Annotated in this window: 15 protein-coding genes; 3 read left to right on the top strand and 12 right to left on the bottom strand. The window is 46.3% G+C overall.

What is annotated here, in order from left to right; genetic code table 11:
• Positions 1 to 82 precede the first annotated feature (82 nt).
• Complete coding sequence (gene abiEi / locus VSX58_RS08640; RefSeq protein ID WP_127693169.1) at positions 83 to 619, top strand: type IV toxin-antitoxin system AbiEi family antitoxin; 537 nt, start codon at positions 83 to 85, stop codon at positions 617 to 619.
• The gene (locus VSX58_RS08635) at positions 609 to 1,529 is read left to right on the top strand and encodes a nucleotidyl transferase AbiEii/AbiGii toxin family protein (RefSeq protein WP_193021829.1); all 921 of its coding nucleotides are present in this window, start codon (positions 609 to 611) and stop codon (positions 1,527 to 1,529) included. Before abiEi ends, VSX58_RS08635 begins: the two co-directional genes overlap by 11 nt.
• A gap of 64 nt (positions 1,530 to 1,593) precedes the next feature.
• Here the strand turns inward: VSX58_RS08635 and traA are convergent, their stop codons facing one another.
• The 6 genes from traA to traL form a co-directional block, all read right to left on the bottom strand.
• Complete coding sequence (gene traA / locus VSX58_RS08630; RefSeq protein ID WP_004249359.1) at positions 1,594 to 1,980, bottom strand: TraA family conjugative transfer protein; 387 nt, start codon at positions 1,978 to 1,980, stop codon at positions 1,594 to 1,596.
• Positions 1,977 to 2,537 (bottom strand): type IV conjugative transfer system lipoprotein TraV, encoded by a 561-nt coding sequence (gene traV, locus VSX58_RS08625; RefSeq protein WP_433913809.1) that lies wholly within the window; start codon positions 2,535 to 2,537, stop codon positions 1,977 to 1,979. Before traV ends, traA begins: the two co-directional genes overlap by 4 nt.
• 86 nt (positions 2,538 to 2,623) lie before the next feature.
• Positions 2,624 to 3,913, bottom strand: a complete 1,290-nt coding sequence (locus VSX58_RS08620) for a TraB/VirB10 family protein (RefSeq protein ID WP_327617716.1) — start codon at positions 3,911 to 3,913, stop codon at positions 2,624 to 2,626.
• A 2-nt stretch (positions 3,914 to 3,915) separates the two neighbouring features.
• Positions 3,916 to 4,815, bottom strand: a complete 900-nt coding sequence (locus VSX58_RS08615) for a TraK domain-containing protein (protein WP_349825806.1) — start codon at positions 4,813 to 4,815, stop codon at positions 3,916 to 3,918.
• Positions 4,796 to 5,422 (bottom strand): TraE/TraK family type IV conjugative transfer system protein, encoded by a 627-nt coding sequence (locus VSX58_RS08610; protein WP_025441422.1) that lies wholly within the window; start codon positions 5,420 to 5,422, stop codon positions 4,796 to 4,798. Before VSX58_RS08610 ends, VSX58_RS08615 begins: the two co-directional genes overlap by 20 nt.
• Positions 5,419 to 5,700 (bottom strand): type IV conjugative transfer system protein TraL, encoded by a 282-nt coding sequence (gene traL, locus VSX58_RS08605; protein ID WP_327617715.1) that lies wholly within the window; start codon positions 5,698 to 5,700, stop codon positions 5,419 to 5,421. The genes VSX58_RS08610 and traL overlap by 4 nt, the downstream gene beginning before the upstream one ends.
• A gap of 288 nt (positions 5,701 to 5,988) precedes the next feature.
• Between traL and VSX58_RS08595 the strand changes: the two genes are divergently transcribed.
• Entirely contained in the window at positions 5,989 to 6,576 is a 588-nt protein-coding gene (locus tag VSX58_RS08595) for a plasmid-related protein (RefSeq protein WP_327617714.1), read from the top strand.
• 26 nt (positions 6,577 to 6,602) lie between these two features.
• On the opposite strand, the gene VSX58_RS08590 is transcribed toward VSX58_RS08595, so the two are convergent.
• The 6 genes from VSX58_RS08590 to brxL all read right to left on the bottom strand — a co-directional run bounded on the left by VSX58_RS08590 (position 6,603) and on the right by brxL (position 16,738).
• On the bottom strand, positions 6,603 to 7,238 hold the full coding sequence (locus VSX58_RS08590; protein ID WP_011788471.1) for a DUF4400 domain-containing protein: 636 nt from the start codon (positions 7,236 to 7,238) through the stop codon (positions 6,603 to 6,605).
• On the bottom strand, positions 7,225 to 7,785 hold the full coding sequence (locus VSX58_RS08585; protein WP_140266354.1) for a conjugative transfer protein: 561 nt from the start codon (positions 7,783 to 7,785) through the stop codon (positions 7,225 to 7,227). Before VSX58_RS08585 ends, VSX58_RS08590 begins: the two co-directional genes overlap by 14 nt.
• Before the next feature lie 9 nt (positions 7,786 to 7,794).
• Positions 7,795 to 9,615 (bottom strand): conjugative transfer system coupling protein TraD, encoded by a 1,821-nt coding sequence (gene traD, locus VSX58_RS08580; protein ID WP_327617713.1) that lies wholly within the window; start codon positions 9,613 to 9,615, stop codon positions 7,795 to 7,797.
• A 47-nt stretch (positions 9,616 to 9,662) separates the two neighbouring features.
• Positions 9,663 to 11,813: a MobH family relaxase gene (gene mobH, locus VSX58_RS08575; RefSeq protein WP_327617712.1), complete on the bottom strand. Its 2,151-nt coding sequence runs from the start codon at positions 11,811 to 11,813 to the stop codon at positions 9,663 to 9,665.
• 154 nt (positions 11,814 to 11,967) lie between these two features.
• Positions 11,968 to 14,619, bottom strand: coding sequence for a TrlF family AAA-like ATPase (locus tag VSX58_RS08570; protein WP_327617711.1), 2,652 nt, complete (start codon positions 14,617 to 14,619; stop codon positions 11,968 to 11,970).
• A gap of 43 nt (positions 14,620 to 14,662) precedes the next feature.
• Positions 14,663 to 16,738, bottom strand: a complete 2,076-nt coding sequence (gene brxL, locus VSX58_RS08565) for a protease Lon-related BREX system protein BrxL (protein ID WP_047929053.1) — start codon at positions 16,736 to 16,738, stop codon at positions 14,663 to 14,665.
• Position 16,739: the final 1 nt, after the last annotated feature.

The following is a 16,739-nucleotide window of genomic DNA, read 5'->3' as shown; positions in this document are numbered from 1 at the left end:
TATTGTACACTTGTGCTCCGTGAAAATTAAGTCTACACTTATGACATGTTTAAGTGTCATCCTTGATAACTAGAGGCGTATTGTGAAAAAGGCTGAGGCAATTAAAAAGCTCTTAGAATATGACAAGCGTGGTCGCTGTGTTTTTACTAATTCAGATCTGGCGAAAATCTTTCATCAAGACAATGAACGAGCATTGCGTGCGGGAATTAAACGTTTGCAAGACGATGGCTTACTCACCCGAATCATTAATGGTGTGTATTTATACAATTTAGCGCAGTCGAAAGGCAGCGATACGTTGGAGCAAATTGCTAAAACTATTCGACGTGGAGAATATAACTACATTAGCCTGGAGTCTGCACTTTCTGATTTCGGTGTTATTTCGCAAATTCCAGTAGATCGCTTAACGGTTATGACAACGGGGCGTTCCGGTGAATTCAAAACACCTTTGGGTACAATTGAATTTACGCATACGAAACGAGATCCAATCGATATTATAGAAAATACCAGTTTAGTCGGCAGACCACTTAGGTTAGCAACGAAACAAACTGCATACAGAGACTTAAAACGAGTTGGCCGAAATACACATTTAGTAAGCAAGGATGGGCTATATGAAAATTGATCAAGAAAATTTCGCGCTATTGGTGAATAAAGCAATGCAGGTTGAAAATGTATCTCATATGCGTTCAGTGATAGAGAAAGAGCTCTTACACTACGATATTTTATTTGCGCTAGAGAAAGGTGGACTTCTAGACAAACTAACTTTTCAAGGTGGCACGTCGTTACGACTTTGTTATGGAGGCAATCGTTTCAGCGAAGATCTGGATTTTGCTGGCGGGAAGGATTTCAGCTCAGCAATGTTGGCAGACATGAAACATTGTATAGAAAAGTACATTGGCGAACGATACGGGCTTGAAGTGACAGTAAAAGAACCAAAGGATCTAAAGCAAGATCCTAAATATTCTGAATTGAGCATTGATAAGTGGCAAATAGCGGTAGTGACTTCTCCTGAGAGAAAAGATCTGCCAAAACAAAAAATCAAAGTAGAAGTGGCAAACATTCCAGCCTATACAAGAGAGCCGCAACCTCTTCAAATAAACTACGATTTTTTGCCTGATGGATACAGTGATACGCTAATTCTGACAGAAAGCTTGGATGAGGTCATGGCGGATAAAATCATTTCTTTACCTGCCACTACAAGGTATGTCCGCCACCGAGATATATGGGATTTAGCTTGGTTACAGCAACAAGGCGCGACACTCAATATGGACTTAGTTAAAAACAAGGTGTCAGATTATAAACTTGAGCACTTCAACAAAATGTTGGAAAACTTTCTCGAACGACTTCCTGATATTGTGTCTAGTGAAGCGTTCATTGCAGAAATGAAACGTTTCTTACCAACAGATGTATTTGATAGAACCCTAGCTCAGGATAAGTTTCAAGTTTACCTGCAAAATACTTTGGCGAAACTATTTAAAACTGTGAGTAACGAGTTACTAGGCAACGTTACAAATAATGAATTTAGAATGTAAAAATTGGGTCCACAAAGCAGTGACTTTGTAGACCCAAACCTTTTAAAGGTCTCTATAGAGTTTATCAGGTGCCCAGTAAAACGGCGCTGATTGCTGGAACAGTTGTGCCAATAACTTCTTGAGTGCTGGCAACAACAGGTAAGGTTGCAGACATAACACTTTCAACGACTGTTGGTGTGTTGTAGAGACCCATACCGCCACCAATGCCCAAGGCAAAAGCCATCAAGCTTTGGCGAGCGATACCGCCCACAATACCCACCAGTACCATGGCTCCCGCTACGATCCGTCCCAAAGTACCTTGGGTCCAATCTTTTAGGGTATCCCACACATCAGTGAAAGCATCACCACCGGTGCCCGCAAATGAGGGCTCCGAAATCATTAACGCCATCAAACCAAGCGCACCAATGGTCATTAGGCGCTGAGTCTGAATGCTGCGAACTGCATTTGTCATTCGTTAGTTTCTCCGTAGATACTCAAGTTATCGCGCTTACCATCAGCTCCCGCTGAGGCTGAATCGCTTTGAGTCTGAAGTGGACGTAGCACTGGCGAAACCGTTCGAGGTGCGGACACCCCAATATCCCACCGGCGCGGTTCAATTTCGGTAAACACGTAGCTGGATAAATTCAGATCCCCACGATCATCCTCCCAAGGCGCAATCCAAATCCGCATCACCCTTGAAGGAATGCGAATAGGTGCAGATTGCTGCGTCTCAGGTAATGCTGGATGGCTCAGCAGTCCTGTCTCTAAATCAGATTGTGAATACCCAGAGGGAGAACCAATTCGAGTCGCCACAGCATCAATCGTCTTGGGTGAAGCGCCATTACTGGTAAGCTCATAGACTTCACGAGCGGATAAACAGCGCACACCGTCAGGCATACCTGGGCATCCATATTCACTACTCCCAAGACCCAATGAACTACAGCCAGACAATAAGGTTGAGCCGACTGCCAATAAAAGTAATCCAGCTTTAGACCACTGTTTTGACTGGTGCTTTGGGTTGTTCTGCATTGATGTCGTCATGGTTAACTCTCCTCTGGATACACATCTTATTGTCTGAAACGGACTTCGATCGGTTAGCAACATGCAGGATTTTTTCATCTTCTTGCACCTCCCCCTTGCGAAGTGGCCAACGACAACGAGGCCCCACGAGTGACTATGACTTCAATTTTCCTTGCAGCGTCTACCTCTATAACTGGGAACATATTTTCAGCCATGTCCAAATAGAACTTGGCCACTCGATCCAATGCTTTACCTGTGCCTTTAATCGCAGCGCCTTGTAATGCTTCTTGGCTCATGACTTGCTGGTACAGCTGAGTATCACCGGCATTACCCGTCTGAATCGTTGGTACAGGATTCACATCAAATGCGCCTGCCAAGCCCTGTAGGAATCCGGCCATCATCGATTTAGCCACCAGTTGGCCTTGTTTCGACACTAATCGGCCACGAATACCGGCTTTGCCGTCTTCACCCACGGCATAAGAATCCAGTCGTGTTTCAATGACGCCACCATCTTCTCTCACACATGAAATGGTCTCGCCTCGCAAATAAGCACGCTCAGAGCTCAAATCACCGTAACCTGCGGCGATCAAGAAACACTCTTTGATATCCGCTCTAAATCGGTTGGGTAAGATGGCTTCCTTTTGAATCCTCAGCAATGCAGGAAAAGGCTCGCGTCTTGCGGACTCGTGAGTAGGGGCATCCAAACCCGTGATCAAAGTACCTGAGATGATGCTGCCCGCCGGTAGATACAAAGGCGGCGCTTCTTGCACAACAACCTCTGGTTCAGCAACCACTTCAGGCTCAATCATACGAATCGTGATTGGCGGCAATGGAACATCCCGAGCTCGTGTACCTTGGCCATTGGCTGGCTGCTGATAGAGCGGATCAGGCAGCGGCGCATTGGCAAAATAGTCGTCTGGGTTAGACGGCAGTGGCTTTTCTTCTTTAGGCAATTCCATGGCAGATAAAGGCACTTCAAAACGGCTATTTGTGCCTTCAACTGCTGCATCACCTCCAGAGCGAACATCATCAAGTTCCGCTCTAAGGCGGGCCAGCTCCGCGTTGACCTCACTTGGTATAGAAGGCGAACCTGGGCTTAGCCGTCCTGAATCGACGTCACGACGCAAGCGCTCAACTTCACGACGTAACTGTTCATTGCGCTCACTGAGTAGTTTTACGTTTGCAGCCAAACTATCGACCCCAACATCACGAGTATTGGTATCCGTAAGAATGTGCCGGATCGTTTCCTGCCGGTTCCGACTACTTGAGCCATCGTCAGGATTAGGTGAAAACACCATCACCATCAGGATGAGACCACCAGCAATACCAGCAACCGAAAGACCCCGCTTCATGTTCGGGCTCATTTGCTCCCATTGTGCTTTCATCGTTATTCACCTCCCACAAGAAGCGAAGGTCGCTGACTTTCCACCGCTTCTTCACGATGATTGCGAACAACCACATACAACTCTGTCTTTTCACCCAGCAACAAGATATTGCGAGGCCAGTAGGCGCTTGCCACTATATCTGGTGCATGACAGGCTATTTCACTGGCTTCTATTGGCTCATCGGCAAAGCTTTCAACCAGTCCTACATAGACAGTGAAGTAATGTCCCGTCACAATTTGCCCCTGCTTAAAACCAAACTTTAAGCCCGGCTGAAAACATTTCGGGCTTGTGTCAGTTTGGCCAGCCAAACGGATGTCATAGCCTTGTGGTAACTCATTTAGTGCAAGGCGTCTGAGTAAATCACGTAAGCTATCGACGTATGGCTGAGCCGTTTCCCAAGTGGCGGCTTTTCGGTTCACGACGCCCTTAATAGGCCACTGCTGACCATCAATAGCTAAGGTGATTTCACGCGGTGGAATACGACGAGGTACTAAGGTGACAGATAATGCGGGCGCTTCCTGACCAGGCGGAGTGATGTAAAGTGAAACCGGTGATTCTTTGTCCGTGGCCACATATACAACATTCCCCTTGATTTGCGTCTGAGCATCACTGGTTGTTCTCACCTGAGGCGATTCAAACGGCGTCACAATCCGGTTCAGATGACCAATAGCTACAGGGATCAGTTCATTAACACCCGGTGTCATCAGTAGCGTTGTTGGCACATCCGTTGCAACCGTATTGGTTTGAACCGGTGGATTTGCAGTAGCAGACTGCTTCATTACACTGGCTGGCACAATCGGCAATTCCACGTCTGCATACGACGCTTGAGATAACAGGACGCCACTCAAACTCATTGCGATTAAGCTTGGTGTCATCCATCGACTAATTTTGGTTCGCATCATTCACCCTCCGGTTTTGCTCTTGGGTCAACTTTTCACGAACGCGCTTCGTTCTAGCTTGCCCCTCATACGTATCCATCCAACTGAGCTTTGGACGGTATTGCTCAATATCGATGTCAAACTCATAGGTGCGAGTTTGGCGCTGCTCATCTCCAGATGGCCCAGAAACCAAGGAATAACCGGTCACAAAGACATGCCCGGTTTCATACTCATACTCCACTTGTCTGGGTTGGAATTTGAGCGTGACTCGGTCTTCGCGGATTTGTCTTGCCTGAATCTCCAGTGCATCGACCACTTGCTGGTACACCGCTGGAGAAAGTAGCGGCTCAATGGCAACCCGGATGAAAGACACATTACCCGGCGTCACGTTGCCCATAAGCTCAGCCAGGTAGAGTCCCCAGGATTCAAGGTAAGGTTGAGTGGCTTGGTTTCGTGACACTTCAGCCGTTTCAGACAAGGTTGGTGGTTGAATAGCTACCACGGTATTGCGAGAAAATGCCGCTATCGCAAGCAGCAAATTAGATAGCACCAGCACCGCAATCAGGAACCGCTGCCATCGGTTCTCTAATTGCGTGCCTTGCCATGATTTTAAAAACACGTCGAACTTCACGGCAGATAGCTCCTGATAAATGGGTTAGGGATCGTCTTGGCTTTGGTTGGCAACAGCCCAGCCCAGTAGATGGCGTGAAGAATAAAACCATCTGGGCGACCATCACGAAAACGCCGATAGAGCTTGGTTGTCACCAACCCCAACAGGCATAAAACCAAGGCATTACCGGTAAAAATGCCGATCACTAGCCCCAACAGAATGGGAGCCATCTCATCGGCACTCCAAAGCAGGAAGTCCGGCGGGTCATCGATATAGGATGGAATACTCACAGGTTCCATAGTCACTCCTCGTTTTTTGAATTGAGAAGTGAAGGATGCCTTGGGATTGGCAGGTTCAGTGGTCAGCTAGATGCCGAATTCTTGAAGGTTTTGAGGGTTCTACTCAGACAATACTAACAATTGATCTTTTTGATGCTGTTGATATGATGAGGATATTGGTCGTGTCGAGACCAGCTGCCCACTTTAGCAAACCCGGACGGGACGACATGCATATCAAATTTATTTTTTGCTTAGGTTTTTTCTGCGACCTCGGCAGTGGGCACCGTATTCGCTAATAGGAGAAACTCAATGCAAATTACTAAAATCATTTCCTCTGCCACGGTTGAACGTTTAAAGCAAAAAGCACGAAAGCTTAAACGTGAAAAATCTATTCCACACACTCAAGCACTCGATGAAATTGCAGTATCTGCTGGTTTTAATCATTGGCATCAAGTTGTGCAAGCTAATGACTTACTGAAACCGTCAGAAGTGGCGTTATCTTCTGGATGTGTCATGGCTTTTGATGTCAAAAATGGTATGGATGTCGATACCAGTGATGGGGTTTTAATTGAAGACCACTTCTTGGAGATGCTTACTGAAAAGCAGCTATTTGAAATTTATGCCAACTCCCCTGATGAGGACGACGAACAAAACAGGCCTCTAAAAGAAACGCTATCAGATTCAGAGCTTCAGGAGTATTTTCGAGATGATTGCTCATTCATGTACTTTCGCCTAGCCGAGTCTCATGCAAACAAATCGCTGAAAGAAGTATTGGCTCTTATACGACAGTACTCGTTTTGGATGCCGCAATATATTTGGCTTCAAGGTCACCTTATTGATACTTATCATTTGCCAGCTGAAGACGAGAATGGCAATGCCGTAGGCGTAAGGTTTTAGCTCTACAAGATGAGGCCTAACTGGCCTCATATTTTCTTCTGCAAGTGACTTAACGCCAACCCCGCCATCAATGCCAAACCGATGATCAGCGACGGTAACACCACCGGTGGAATAGCCAGCGGGGCGAACAATCCCATAAACAGCAAAATGACACCTGAGCCCAGGATAATCATGCTGTAGCGGTGAATGATTGGGCTCGAAAAATCAAAGGTTGTCTTCTTAATCTTCCAGGTCATCAAGCCGTCCCACAGCGCCGGCAACATGAGAATAAGCGCAAAGGGCAACCAGACCATCAGCAAAGCAAATCGAGTGAACACCTGGTACAACACATCAAAAAATGCCTGAATACGGTCTTCTACCCAGACAAACCAAAAGCCTCCCATGTTCTCCATCCCTTTAGAACGAAGTCGCTGCTCTTCAGTGGGGATTAGAAAATCTCGCACAGATTGCTCCATCTGCGTATCCACAATCCATGACTGATACCAGCGATGGCTAGTTTGACCAATCCAATAGCTTGTTTGTGCGCCCAATTGATTTTGGATCATCTGCTTCTCTTTACTGATGACCCGGCCAGTCCAATCACCGGGCACTAACACGCCAATGGCAATAATCTCCAGCATCAGTGCCAGACACAGCAGCCAAACCGACTTATGCTTGCTCATGCCAAACATCCTCTTCGACTCGCGCCAGCATGGCAGCAACGGTTGGCGTCATAATCCGGGCTTTAATCACTTGTTGAAGCCGCTTTGTCGTCGTATGACCACTGACATAACGCACCTCGATGCGTCCTTCAGCCAAATACGTCATCCGATTTGGACGATTACGAATCCAGGAGTAGAAATACACACCATCCACGGCGGCCCACTCGAAATGATCAGGATCACGCAGGCGAATCCCCGTTAAAGCACTGGCGGCAGTCCAGGTCAGCGCCTCAATGAAATGCCAAAGGCGTACACTGTCATCATCACAACTGACTTCTTCATAACTACCCAAGCCATTGCACAGACACAAATCAAAGATGGAATGGCCATCTAACGTGAACGCATCCGTTAAGTAGTCCGCCAAGCAATACACCGAGGCCAAAGCATGAGGCCAGTCGGTTTCAAGCAGTCTTAAGGTTTCCTTGAACTGGGGGTTATGTTGCTGCCACTGAGCGAGCATTTCTTTACTGGTAAGTGTTGTCATTTTCAGACAGACAGAATGATGCATACAGACTCCTTATGCTGCCTGTGTAGAGCTGGTTAAAATAGGAAGGCGACCCTTAATCACGCGGCCACCTGAAAGCTTGGCGATGTACTCCAGGTTGGGAAGCTGGCCTAATAACTGCGGTGGAAACATATCGCCTTCTTCCTCCATCAAGCGCTCGCCATGATTGCCGGTAAACAACGCGGGGCTGTCCGAGTTGGACGACATACCTTGCGTTTGCATGATGTACTGCAACCGAGTCTTAGGCAGATTGTCGGTAATGTACTGCTGCGTTTCGGCATCCATCACCCGAAGGGCTATCAAGTTGTTGATGTTACCTAACACCTGGCGAGCCTTAGCTTCACTGCCTGTACGAGCGGCAAAGTCAGCAAAGGTCTGAGTAGCAATCACACAACGCATTTTTGCGCCACGGCCTTTGTTGAGCAGTTGAATGAAGGGATCGTTGACGACTTCAGCCGCCTCATCGATGAAGATATTTACGGGACGATTTTCAACACCATAGTTATAGCGGTCACCGGCCACGGCGGTGAGATCGGATAAAAGCAACGAACCAATGGCGCTGCCAACCATGGCGTCGGTCAATGAATCCAACCCGATATAGGCCACTTGGGCATTGTTGATAATACGGCCAGAATCCGTAATTAACCGGCTGTCATCCACGTCGTTTGCAATCGGTGATAGCAATGGGCCTAGTTCACTTGAGGTGAGCATATTGAGCACCGGCATCAGTGAAGCCACCATCTTGGAATAGTGGGTTCTGTCATGTTCAAACATGCTCAAAAGGCCCTCTAAATCAGTATTGGCGGCAACGGGCTGAATGCGTTCGTAGTAAAATAGCAGCATCCCCATAGCTTGTTTAGCCAAGGTATTGGCCTTTTCGGTAAAGCGCTTAATCTCCACATTAAAGTTCGGATACACCTGCTCCCCCCAGGCCGTAACGGCTTTTACTACCAAGCCTTCTGGGCCACCTTCCAAAAATCGCCTCAACGTTTTCAGATCAGGACGCTGTGAAGTAAGCAACAAACCTTGCACGATGTTGTTCAGTGCCATTTGGCCAAAGGCTTTAAATGGATCAGCACCGGTTTCGGATGGGATTAGTGCCGCAATACGGCTGGCAATTTCAGTGCCTCGGTTAAAGTTTCTCAGGGGATTAAGACGTACTGAATGCTCTGGAAAACCCGGATGAAAATACACAAAGCGCTCAGGACTACCGGCGGCAATACAGGCTCGCTGCGCATTATCCTTAAGTTCCTTGTCTCCCTTAGGATCAATAATAATCACGGCTTCATTACGCAAAATGGCCTGAGTGATCATCGCATCAAAGCATCGGGTTTTTCCGGCACCGGTTGTGCCGACAATTAAGGTATGGCCTTCTGTGTGACCAACTGGCTGGTACACATCTTCTTCTTTGGGCTCAACACCATGAATCCAGGTTGAACCCATTTGTTTGCCGTGACCTTGGTTAAGCAAGGTTTGCTTATCCCGCTTTAAGATTTCATAAGCGCGTTGAGCATGACGTTGGTCCCACTCAAAGCCATACCCTAACCACAATTCATCAGGATGTTTTGCCATCACCTTTTGTAAATGCGACAGCTCCATAAAAGCCAATGGTTTGCCTTTTAGTCCCTTCTGTAACTTATGAAGACGGTAAGCCTGAGGCAGGCGGTACAACGCCATGCCCGAGGAAATCCCTGTCATCCACCAAAATGGCTCAGGTGGTAGCTCAGTCAGCATTTCTGCGGCAATTGCCCCTGTTGCACCAACCAGCCAACCTGCTGCTGCCATGGCTTCATAGTTCGTGCGCCAAGGCATCTCGTATGCGTTTTCTTTCATTCATGCTCCGCAAAATAACCGTTTGCAATCGCTTAATTTCAAAAGGATTAACGTTTAGCGTGAGCGGTAAACAAAACCGTTTCCCCCTCATCAAACTGGCATTGGTCACTGGCCGAGATCCCCCGAAGCAATTGCCCGGCTGGAATACCATGCTCATTGGCGACTTGGCGTAAGGTTTGAATCGTGACGCGAATACCATCGGCACTATGATCCACGTCTGGGTAATCGCCATCGGTCAGTAAGATGGGCAAATCTTTCACAAAACTAACCATCTGTTGCCGCTGCGCGTGTTTGGGGTCTGTACTTGAGTTCGCATTGGCCACAATCGGCTTTTGCTTGCGCTCCGCTCTTGTGGCAGGTTCTTTTGCTTGGGCATTGGTTGTCTTAGTTCGACTCGGTCGCGGTGAAGCCTCTTCGTTCTGAATTGCTGCCGCTGATTCTGCGTCTTGTTTGGGAAGGTCAATCAGTGCAGTAAGCCCTTTAGAAATCGATACTTTCAGCAGCAACCCTTGCTCCTGAACGCCATCATTCGTAGTAATAGTTCTGGCTTTACGCGTCGGGTTTGCGGGATCTAATTCAAGCCAATCTAATCGACTGAGTTCAGCAAGCAGTTTTCGGGGGGCACACCAAGGTCTTACGGCATCGGGATAGTGGATCAGTATCTGTTCACCAACCATAACCAACGCACTGCTGGCCTCTGGGAGCCACGCCAAAGATTCAGGCAGATTCAATGCTTCTACATCGTGCTGGTTTACGTTATTTGAGATAGCGCCATCATATGAATTGTTAGGCTTTTCACATCCATCACCCGGAACGTTTTCATTTTCCTCAAGGTGATTAACATCACTGGCATGACGAAGTTCATCATCTTGTTCGGACGAGTTTGTCGATGGTGACTCAGACGAATTGCCGTGTTCGATTGATGATGACCCTTCAGGCAAGTCTGAATGCTCACTGGAGCGACTCTGAGGCTCTTCTTGTGTTTTCTGTGTTGCTTCCCACTCAGATTTGTTAAACAGTGTCACACCACTTGGTACATTCGAGCTGAACAATAAATCGGCCTCAGATATATGCAGCATGGGTAGCCAGATTGGCTTGCCGTCTTTGAGCAGCACTTCAGGGGCAAGGCTTTCGTATCGCTCATTTGAGGCGGATTTAGTGGCTAATCCTCGCTCAATGAGGATGTCCGCAAGGGTATCGGGATCTCTTGGGATGCCAGGTATCTTGTCTTTGGCCAACAGCTCAATGATGTCCTTAGCCGCGCTTTTCCAGACCAGGTAAAGATTGGTTGATTGATTCGATTTTCGTACCCAGACTCTGGCGTCTCGCTGATTGACCAGCCATTGCGAACTGGCAAGTAATCGCCTCATGGCATCAAGTAGATAGCGTTCGACTGGGACACCAAGGGCATTGTCGTCAACGGAAATTCGTTGAGCTTTCAGGTCTCGCTGGACACTGGTTTGGTCAGCTTCAATAACCAATTTAGACAGGACATGCTCGGGATCGGTATTGCCAATTGCCTCTAGCATGGCTTGCAAAATTTCAGGGCCCGGCTGGGTTAACCAGGCGAGCAACTCAGGTGTCATCACCCGGTTTAATACCAAAATTGAAAATTGCTCGTGCCGCTTGCACCGTCCGTCGCGCCAACGAATGAAATAACGTTCAATGCTGTTAGTAGTAGTCCAATGGGATAAGGTTTCTAAAAAAGGGTTCCACTGATAGCGTCCATCTTCGTCTGTGATGGACAGGTCTGAAACGGGCTTACCAATATCATGGAACAAACCGCCTAATGCCGCCGCAACACGCCACCTTGGCTCTAGCTCTTTTTTCTCAACCGGTGTGCCACTGGCAACAAAGATGATCCCTTCAGCTGCTTGTGCCGCCCAGAAAGCAACTTCCAACGAATGACGTAATAAACCACCCGCGCCACTGTGATGATGATGCTCAGAAGCTGGCAACAAATGAACATAAGCAGCCAGATGATCAATGCAGGGCTGAATCAGCCTTTGAAAGTCACGCAGGTTAAAGCCAAGTACCTGCCTCAGTTTGGCAATTAGCTCGTCTTGTGTGGACTGCAAATCCTCGGGGGACGCAGCTGGCAACCCCTTCAGGAATGGCGGGTAGCGTGGAATTTCTGCATCGAGTTGAGATGACAGCTCTGGTAGTGCTTTGGTTTGAAAAAATAGGTTTTTGAACATAGTGAACCTCCGACACGATAGTGTGAAGGTTCAACTCTGAGCTTGATGGCTAGATAGATTGATAATTCATGTAGAAGAATAACATACGAGCTAATTTCACGGTTTCAAAAAGGTGCGGAGCCTGATTCTTAGTGATTAATACCAAGATAGTGCTTTACACGAATCCATATTTCTCACGACGCTGATTGAATGCACTTTTCCCGCCCTCTAATATATCTGCGGCTAAAGCCTGAACATTGGGAACATCGATCGCACCTTGTTGTTCTGGAAGAATTAGCCCTTTATTATCTTCTACGCTCAAAACGCCAATCCATTCAGCATCACCGAAAACCGGAATATTGGCATTATGTGTTGCAAATAGAAACTGACGACTCAGTTTAGCCCTACGTAGTTCTGCGACTATCCTCTCAGCTATAAATGCGTTATCCAAATTATCTTCAGGTTGATCAAGGATTAATGGGTCTTGATTATCCAACAGCAATAAGTGCAAAACAGCAGTACACTGCTGTCCCGTCGATAATTCATCAATTGACCTAAATACAGCTTCTCGTTCTCCATGAGTCACATTTAACTCAATCGCCATGGTATCCGGTAACTGCAATTCTTCCATTTCCATTATTTTTACTTCTGGAAGACGAATTAAAGCTGAAACAACAGTTCCTGATATGCCAAACTTTCGTCCTAGCTCCGACTCTCCTTGACGGATAGTTGAGGCTAAACTGCTTGGAGAGAAGTTACCTTCTAATACCCAGGCGAGACGTTTAGGCCCAACCCCCTCTAAATTGCACTCAGTCAGAAAATTCACAAGTTCTTGGCGGCCACCTTCTGGCTGTAGGGTAAGCCGTACCTTCTGCTCCAGTTTTCTTGTTAACCTTTTAACAGATTTAGTAATACTACTCGCACGCGCACTTGTGTGTTGTTCTAACTCCAGAAGCAGCTTCTTTCGCGAGTTGTACAATTCGTCAATTTGTGTCTGGCGATCTTGCAAGGTGGTTTGTTTAGGGCGTATCTGCTCAATTTGTTTTAACAGAGTCTGATATTCAGCACCAATTTGTCGGCCAGTTTTACCCTGGCTTGCAGGTATATCCTTAAAAGCCAACTCAAGTTTTTGCTCTTCAAGTTGCTGCTTTTCTGATAAAGATTGCTTGACCGGTAACAACTGTTGATTTGCATTTAAAGTTAGCTGTTCTAACTGTACTAATGTCTGTTGAACGCCCGTTTTCAGGGCATTCAAAACTTCACGCTGCTGCTTCAAGAGCTCAGCATGAGGTAAGCCATCAAAATTGGTATCACTTAAATACAAAGTATCTGGCAAACTGTTTTTGAGCGCATCGATAGCCAGTTGGACGCTCGCAACATCCTTTCCAATCTGATCATTCAACTGTTTTTCTTTTTCAAGTTTAGGAATAAGCTCCAGCTTTTCATCTATACCTAATGCTTGATACTGTTTTGCCTGATCCAATAACTTAGGTAAGCGCTCGACCTCTGCTTCAATGTCATCTTTCTGACCTAGGACTCGCTCGATGGATTCTCGATTATCTTTTAACTTTGCTAAAACGTCAGCGATATCTGCATCAAACTTTTCATGTTCGCCCTCAAGAAAACGTTCGATGAGCTGATTACGACTTTGTTCATCTCGTGTCATTTCATAGATTTCGTTTTGCCCGTAAAGCTCTATACCAGGCAAAAGATCCGTCGGAAGATAGGGGGATATATTTCCTTGGGAGTCAACCACTACCGGATCACTACCGTGTTTTCGGCTTACTTTGAATCTGCGACCGTGCATAACTGATGAACGCAACGTAATTTCAACTAAACCTCGTTCTTTCCCAAGGTTAGTATCAATGACACTTTTGTGCTGTTTGATTGCGTTAGGTGTTTTAGGGTCTAATCCGAAAGCATAGCGAATACATTCCAACAAGGTTGACTTACCAGTTCCACGACCACCAATCACAGCATTTAGATGGTCCGATAGTTCAATATCGACGCTATCCAGATAGCCACCAACAAATCGAATACGCTCAATTGCCGAAGCATAGCTTTCTGGCTTATCTGAGTTCAAACGAACCCTCGAACCTGCATCTAAAAAGGCTTGCTTAAAGGAAGCAAAGCAAGGGTTGGTCATTTTAATCAAACAAGAAGCACCCGATGCTTTGATATCATCTGGTTTTGCAACGTCTGAGGAGTTAATGGCAGCCATTTCGCGCTCGCGCTTATAGTTTGGATCTTTGTTGAGGAAGACCTTACGGTAGAAATCATTTTCTATTCCTTTAAGATCTTCAATCGACTTGTCGCCTGGTATCTGAGCTGCCATCAACCCTTCATGCTTCCAAACATGGTTCATCTTTCGACTGAGCACACCATCATCATTTATGCAGTGTGCTGCAAAGATAAATCCACCTATCTCATTCACTTTATCAATCAGCTGAATTGCTGTGAGGTTGGTCGGCAATATACCATCCTCTGGATCAAGTAAATCTAGACGCCCCAAAATCCGTTCAAGTTCTTGCGAAGTTTTGTTTTCATCAAACAGACAAACAAAGTGAATTTTCTCACTTGACGCAATCTCAAAGCCGGGGAAAACAACAATCCCATTCTCAACAAAAAGATTGCGGATTTTATCAACACCATCTACTGAACCATGATCAGCTAATCCAATGACCTCTATGCCCGCTTCCAGTGATGCCGCAAGCAGATTTTGGTTATATTCATCTTCCGTGATGGTCTGCTGTTGCCCACGATATTTTATGTATCCTGCCGGATTTACCTGCAATGCGCATTTAAAGAAACGAGCTTTGGTAAACATACCTGTAATTACTCCATAAAATGGCGCGTCAAACGACACCTAATCAATTAACCCCAAGCGCCTTAAACACGGCATCGACGGGATCTGCATAAAAGCTGATCTGGAATTTTGAAAACAACTCAGCAGGAACCGTTGGAATATCTGAGGCTGAGGCCATTGGGAGCAAAATACGCTTTGCGCCACTGTCCATAGCTAACTGAAGACTGCCTGCAAGATCTTGAACAGGATTTACAACACCACCTAAAGTCATCTCACCCAAAACAACCATCTGCTCTTGAATCGGTCGGTTCATCAGAATTGAACAGAACGCAATTAATGCAGCGAGCGATGACTTTGTACTTGGCCCCGTATTGTGGAGCTCAACAACATGGAGGTGATACTCATGATCAGAAAACTTCGCCGACGCACTTATTCTATTCAGGTTACCTTTGAAATAATCAAAGCCAACACGCACAGCTTCTTTCGCTGCGGTATTCGAACCAAGGCCAGACACTGAGTGTTTACCAGAACCAGCCATCATCTGGGTTTCATAGCGATATAACCCAAGCTGCCCAGTGCTTCCCTGAGTAACCAAGTGCACGACACCAGCGCGAGGTAAGCCCTCAGGAATTAGCTTGCTGCCACCTTGTTCCGGTACATTGACGAAGAATTCTTCTAATGAATCGTTATCGATGTAGCTAAAGTGCACATCAAAAAATTCCATTCCGCCAAGCTTTTTCAATTGCTCTTTGACTCTACGTCTAGTTTCCAGCGCATAGGTCAGGCAGGCTCTTACATCATCTTTTGTGTACTGTGCGTCGGGGTGTAGTAGCTTTAACAAGCCCGAAACCGTTCTGCGTACAGCAATTACATCACGCTGATTAAGGTTATTACCGAGTTTGAAGAACTTATCGATAGCGTCCGCAAAACTTCTTTTGCGCATTTCACGCATGTATTCAGCAAGATAGTCTGTGATTAATCCGTAACTATTGGTGAAAAACTCAGGACGCATCTTCGGTATTTCCCATCCAGGAATATAGGAATGGAAACGGTCAAAAAAAGCAGTGTCAATCATGGCATCAGGAAAAGGTGCCAACAGATGACTGGTCTTCACCAGTGTCTCAACGCTTTGATTGATGTTACCGACGAATACCATGGAAGCCTTCGCTTCGATTGAATCACGACCACGGGCAAAAGACCCTGACGCCATATAATCTTTCATTATTTGAACGCCGTCTTTGTCTTTGAAGTTAATACCGGCCACTTCATCAAATGCGACAACATCCCACATACCAACCAACCCAACTTGGCGCGAGCTCATGTTATAGAACAAGTTCGCCACAGTCGTTTGTCCGCCCGAGACAAGCAATGAATTTGGTGAGCACTCTTTGTAGACATGGCTTTTACCTGTCCCTCTTGGCCCGAGCTCACAAACGTTGTAGTTGTTTTCAACGAATGGGATCATGCGAGTAATAAGATGCCACTTCACCCGATGCTCTAAGTTGGTTGGCTCCATACCCACGGAACGAAGCAACACATCCATCCACTGATCGGTACTAAAATGTCTTCTGGTTGAAAACACCTCATCCATGTTCATGGACGGCATTTGTATCGGTTTTAAACTCATAATGGAGAAAGGTGATGTCTTCTGACCTTCCTCAAAGAAATACTGCACGGTAATAATGCACCAGATACCGCCAGTTAATAATTTTTCGTTGTCTTGTACAATTTTGGTCGGCACAAGGGCATCCTTGATCCCCAGGTTCGACAACGCAGCTTCATAGACGTCTTTTTTCTGATTGAGCTTAACACTTACTTTGTCGATGATTTTAAACGTGCCGCGTTCACGGATAAGTGACTTCACTTTCTCCGCTTCATCAGGTCGGACATAGTTCTCAGCCAAGATTTTTTTCACATTCTCAAGGCCTTGCATTACAACTTCGTCGTCATCAGACGCACAATACATCCCTAGTAAATACTCCAGCACGTAAACAGGGACGTTAGCGCCTTCTTTCAATTGCTTTGTCAGATCTTTTCGAACGACACGGCCTTTAAAATATTGGTTGAGCAATGCGTCTAAGTCGGCGCTTTGCATCTGATTTTTTTCGTCTTTATGATCTTGTGAAAAATCAGTTGTCATG

This window comes from Brenneria populi (genome assembly GCF_036016195.1).
Taxonomy (GTDB): Bacteria; Pseudomonadota; Gammaproteobacteria; order Enterobacterales; family Enterobacteriaceae; genus Brenneria; species Brenneria populi.
The sequence above is the reverse complement of the archived record's forward strand: the minus strand, read 5'-3'. Positions and strand labels throughout refer to the sequence as shown.

Excerpts from the sequence above, each read along its gene's own strand:
- VSX58_RS08635 (WP_193021829.1), top strand. The coding sequence starts at position 609 with ATGAAAATTGATCAAGAAAATTTCGCGCTATTGGTGAATAAAGCAATG.
- traA (WP_004249359.1), bottom strand. The coding sequence starts at position 1,980 with ATGACAAATGCAGTTCGCAGCATTCAGACTCAGCGCCTAATGACCATT.
- traV (WP_433913809.1), bottom strand. The coding sequence starts at position 2,537 with ATGCAGAACAACCCAAAGCACCAGTCAAAACAGTGGTCTAAAGCTGGA.
- VSX58_RS08620 (WP_327617716.1), bottom strand. The coding sequence starts at position 3,913 with ATGAAAGCACAATGGGAGCAAATGAGCCCGAACATGAAGCGGGGTCTT.
- VSX58_RS08615 (WP_349825806.1), bottom strand. The coding sequence starts at position 4,815 with ATGATGCGAACCAAAATTAGTCGATGGATGACACCAAGCTTAATCGCA.
- traL (WP_327617715.1), bottom strand. The coding sequence starts at position 5,700 with ATGGAACCTGTGAGTATTCCATCCTATATCGATGACCCGCCGGACTTC.
- VSX58_RS08595 (WP_327617714.1), top strand. The coding sequence starts at position 5,989 with ATGCAAATTACTAAAATCATTTCCTCTGCCACGGTTGAACGTTTAAAG.
- VSX58_RS08590 (WP_011788471.1), bottom strand. The coding sequence starts at position 7,238 with ATGAGCAAGCATAAGTCGGTTTGGCTGCTGTGTCTGGCACTGATGCTG.
- VSX58_RS08585 (WP_140266354.1), bottom strand. The coding sequence starts at position 7,785 with ATGCATCATTCTGTCTGTCTGAAAATGACAACACTTACCAGTAAAGAA.
- traD (WP_327617713.1), bottom strand. The coding sequence starts at position 9,615 with ATGAAAGAAAACGCATACGAGATGCCTTGGCGCACGAACTATGAAGCC.
- mobH (WP_327617712.1), bottom strand. The coding sequence starts at position 11,813 with ATGTTCAAAAACCTATTTTTTCAAACCAAAGCACTACCAGAGCTGTCA.
- VSX58_RS08570 (WP_327617711.1), bottom strand. The coding sequence starts at position 14,619 with ATGTTTACCAAAGCTCGTTTCTTTAAATGCGCATTGCAGGTAAATCCG.
- brxL (WP_047929053.1), bottom strand. The coding sequence starts at position 16,738 with ATGACAACTGATTTTTCACAAGATCATAAAGACGAAAAAAATCAGATG.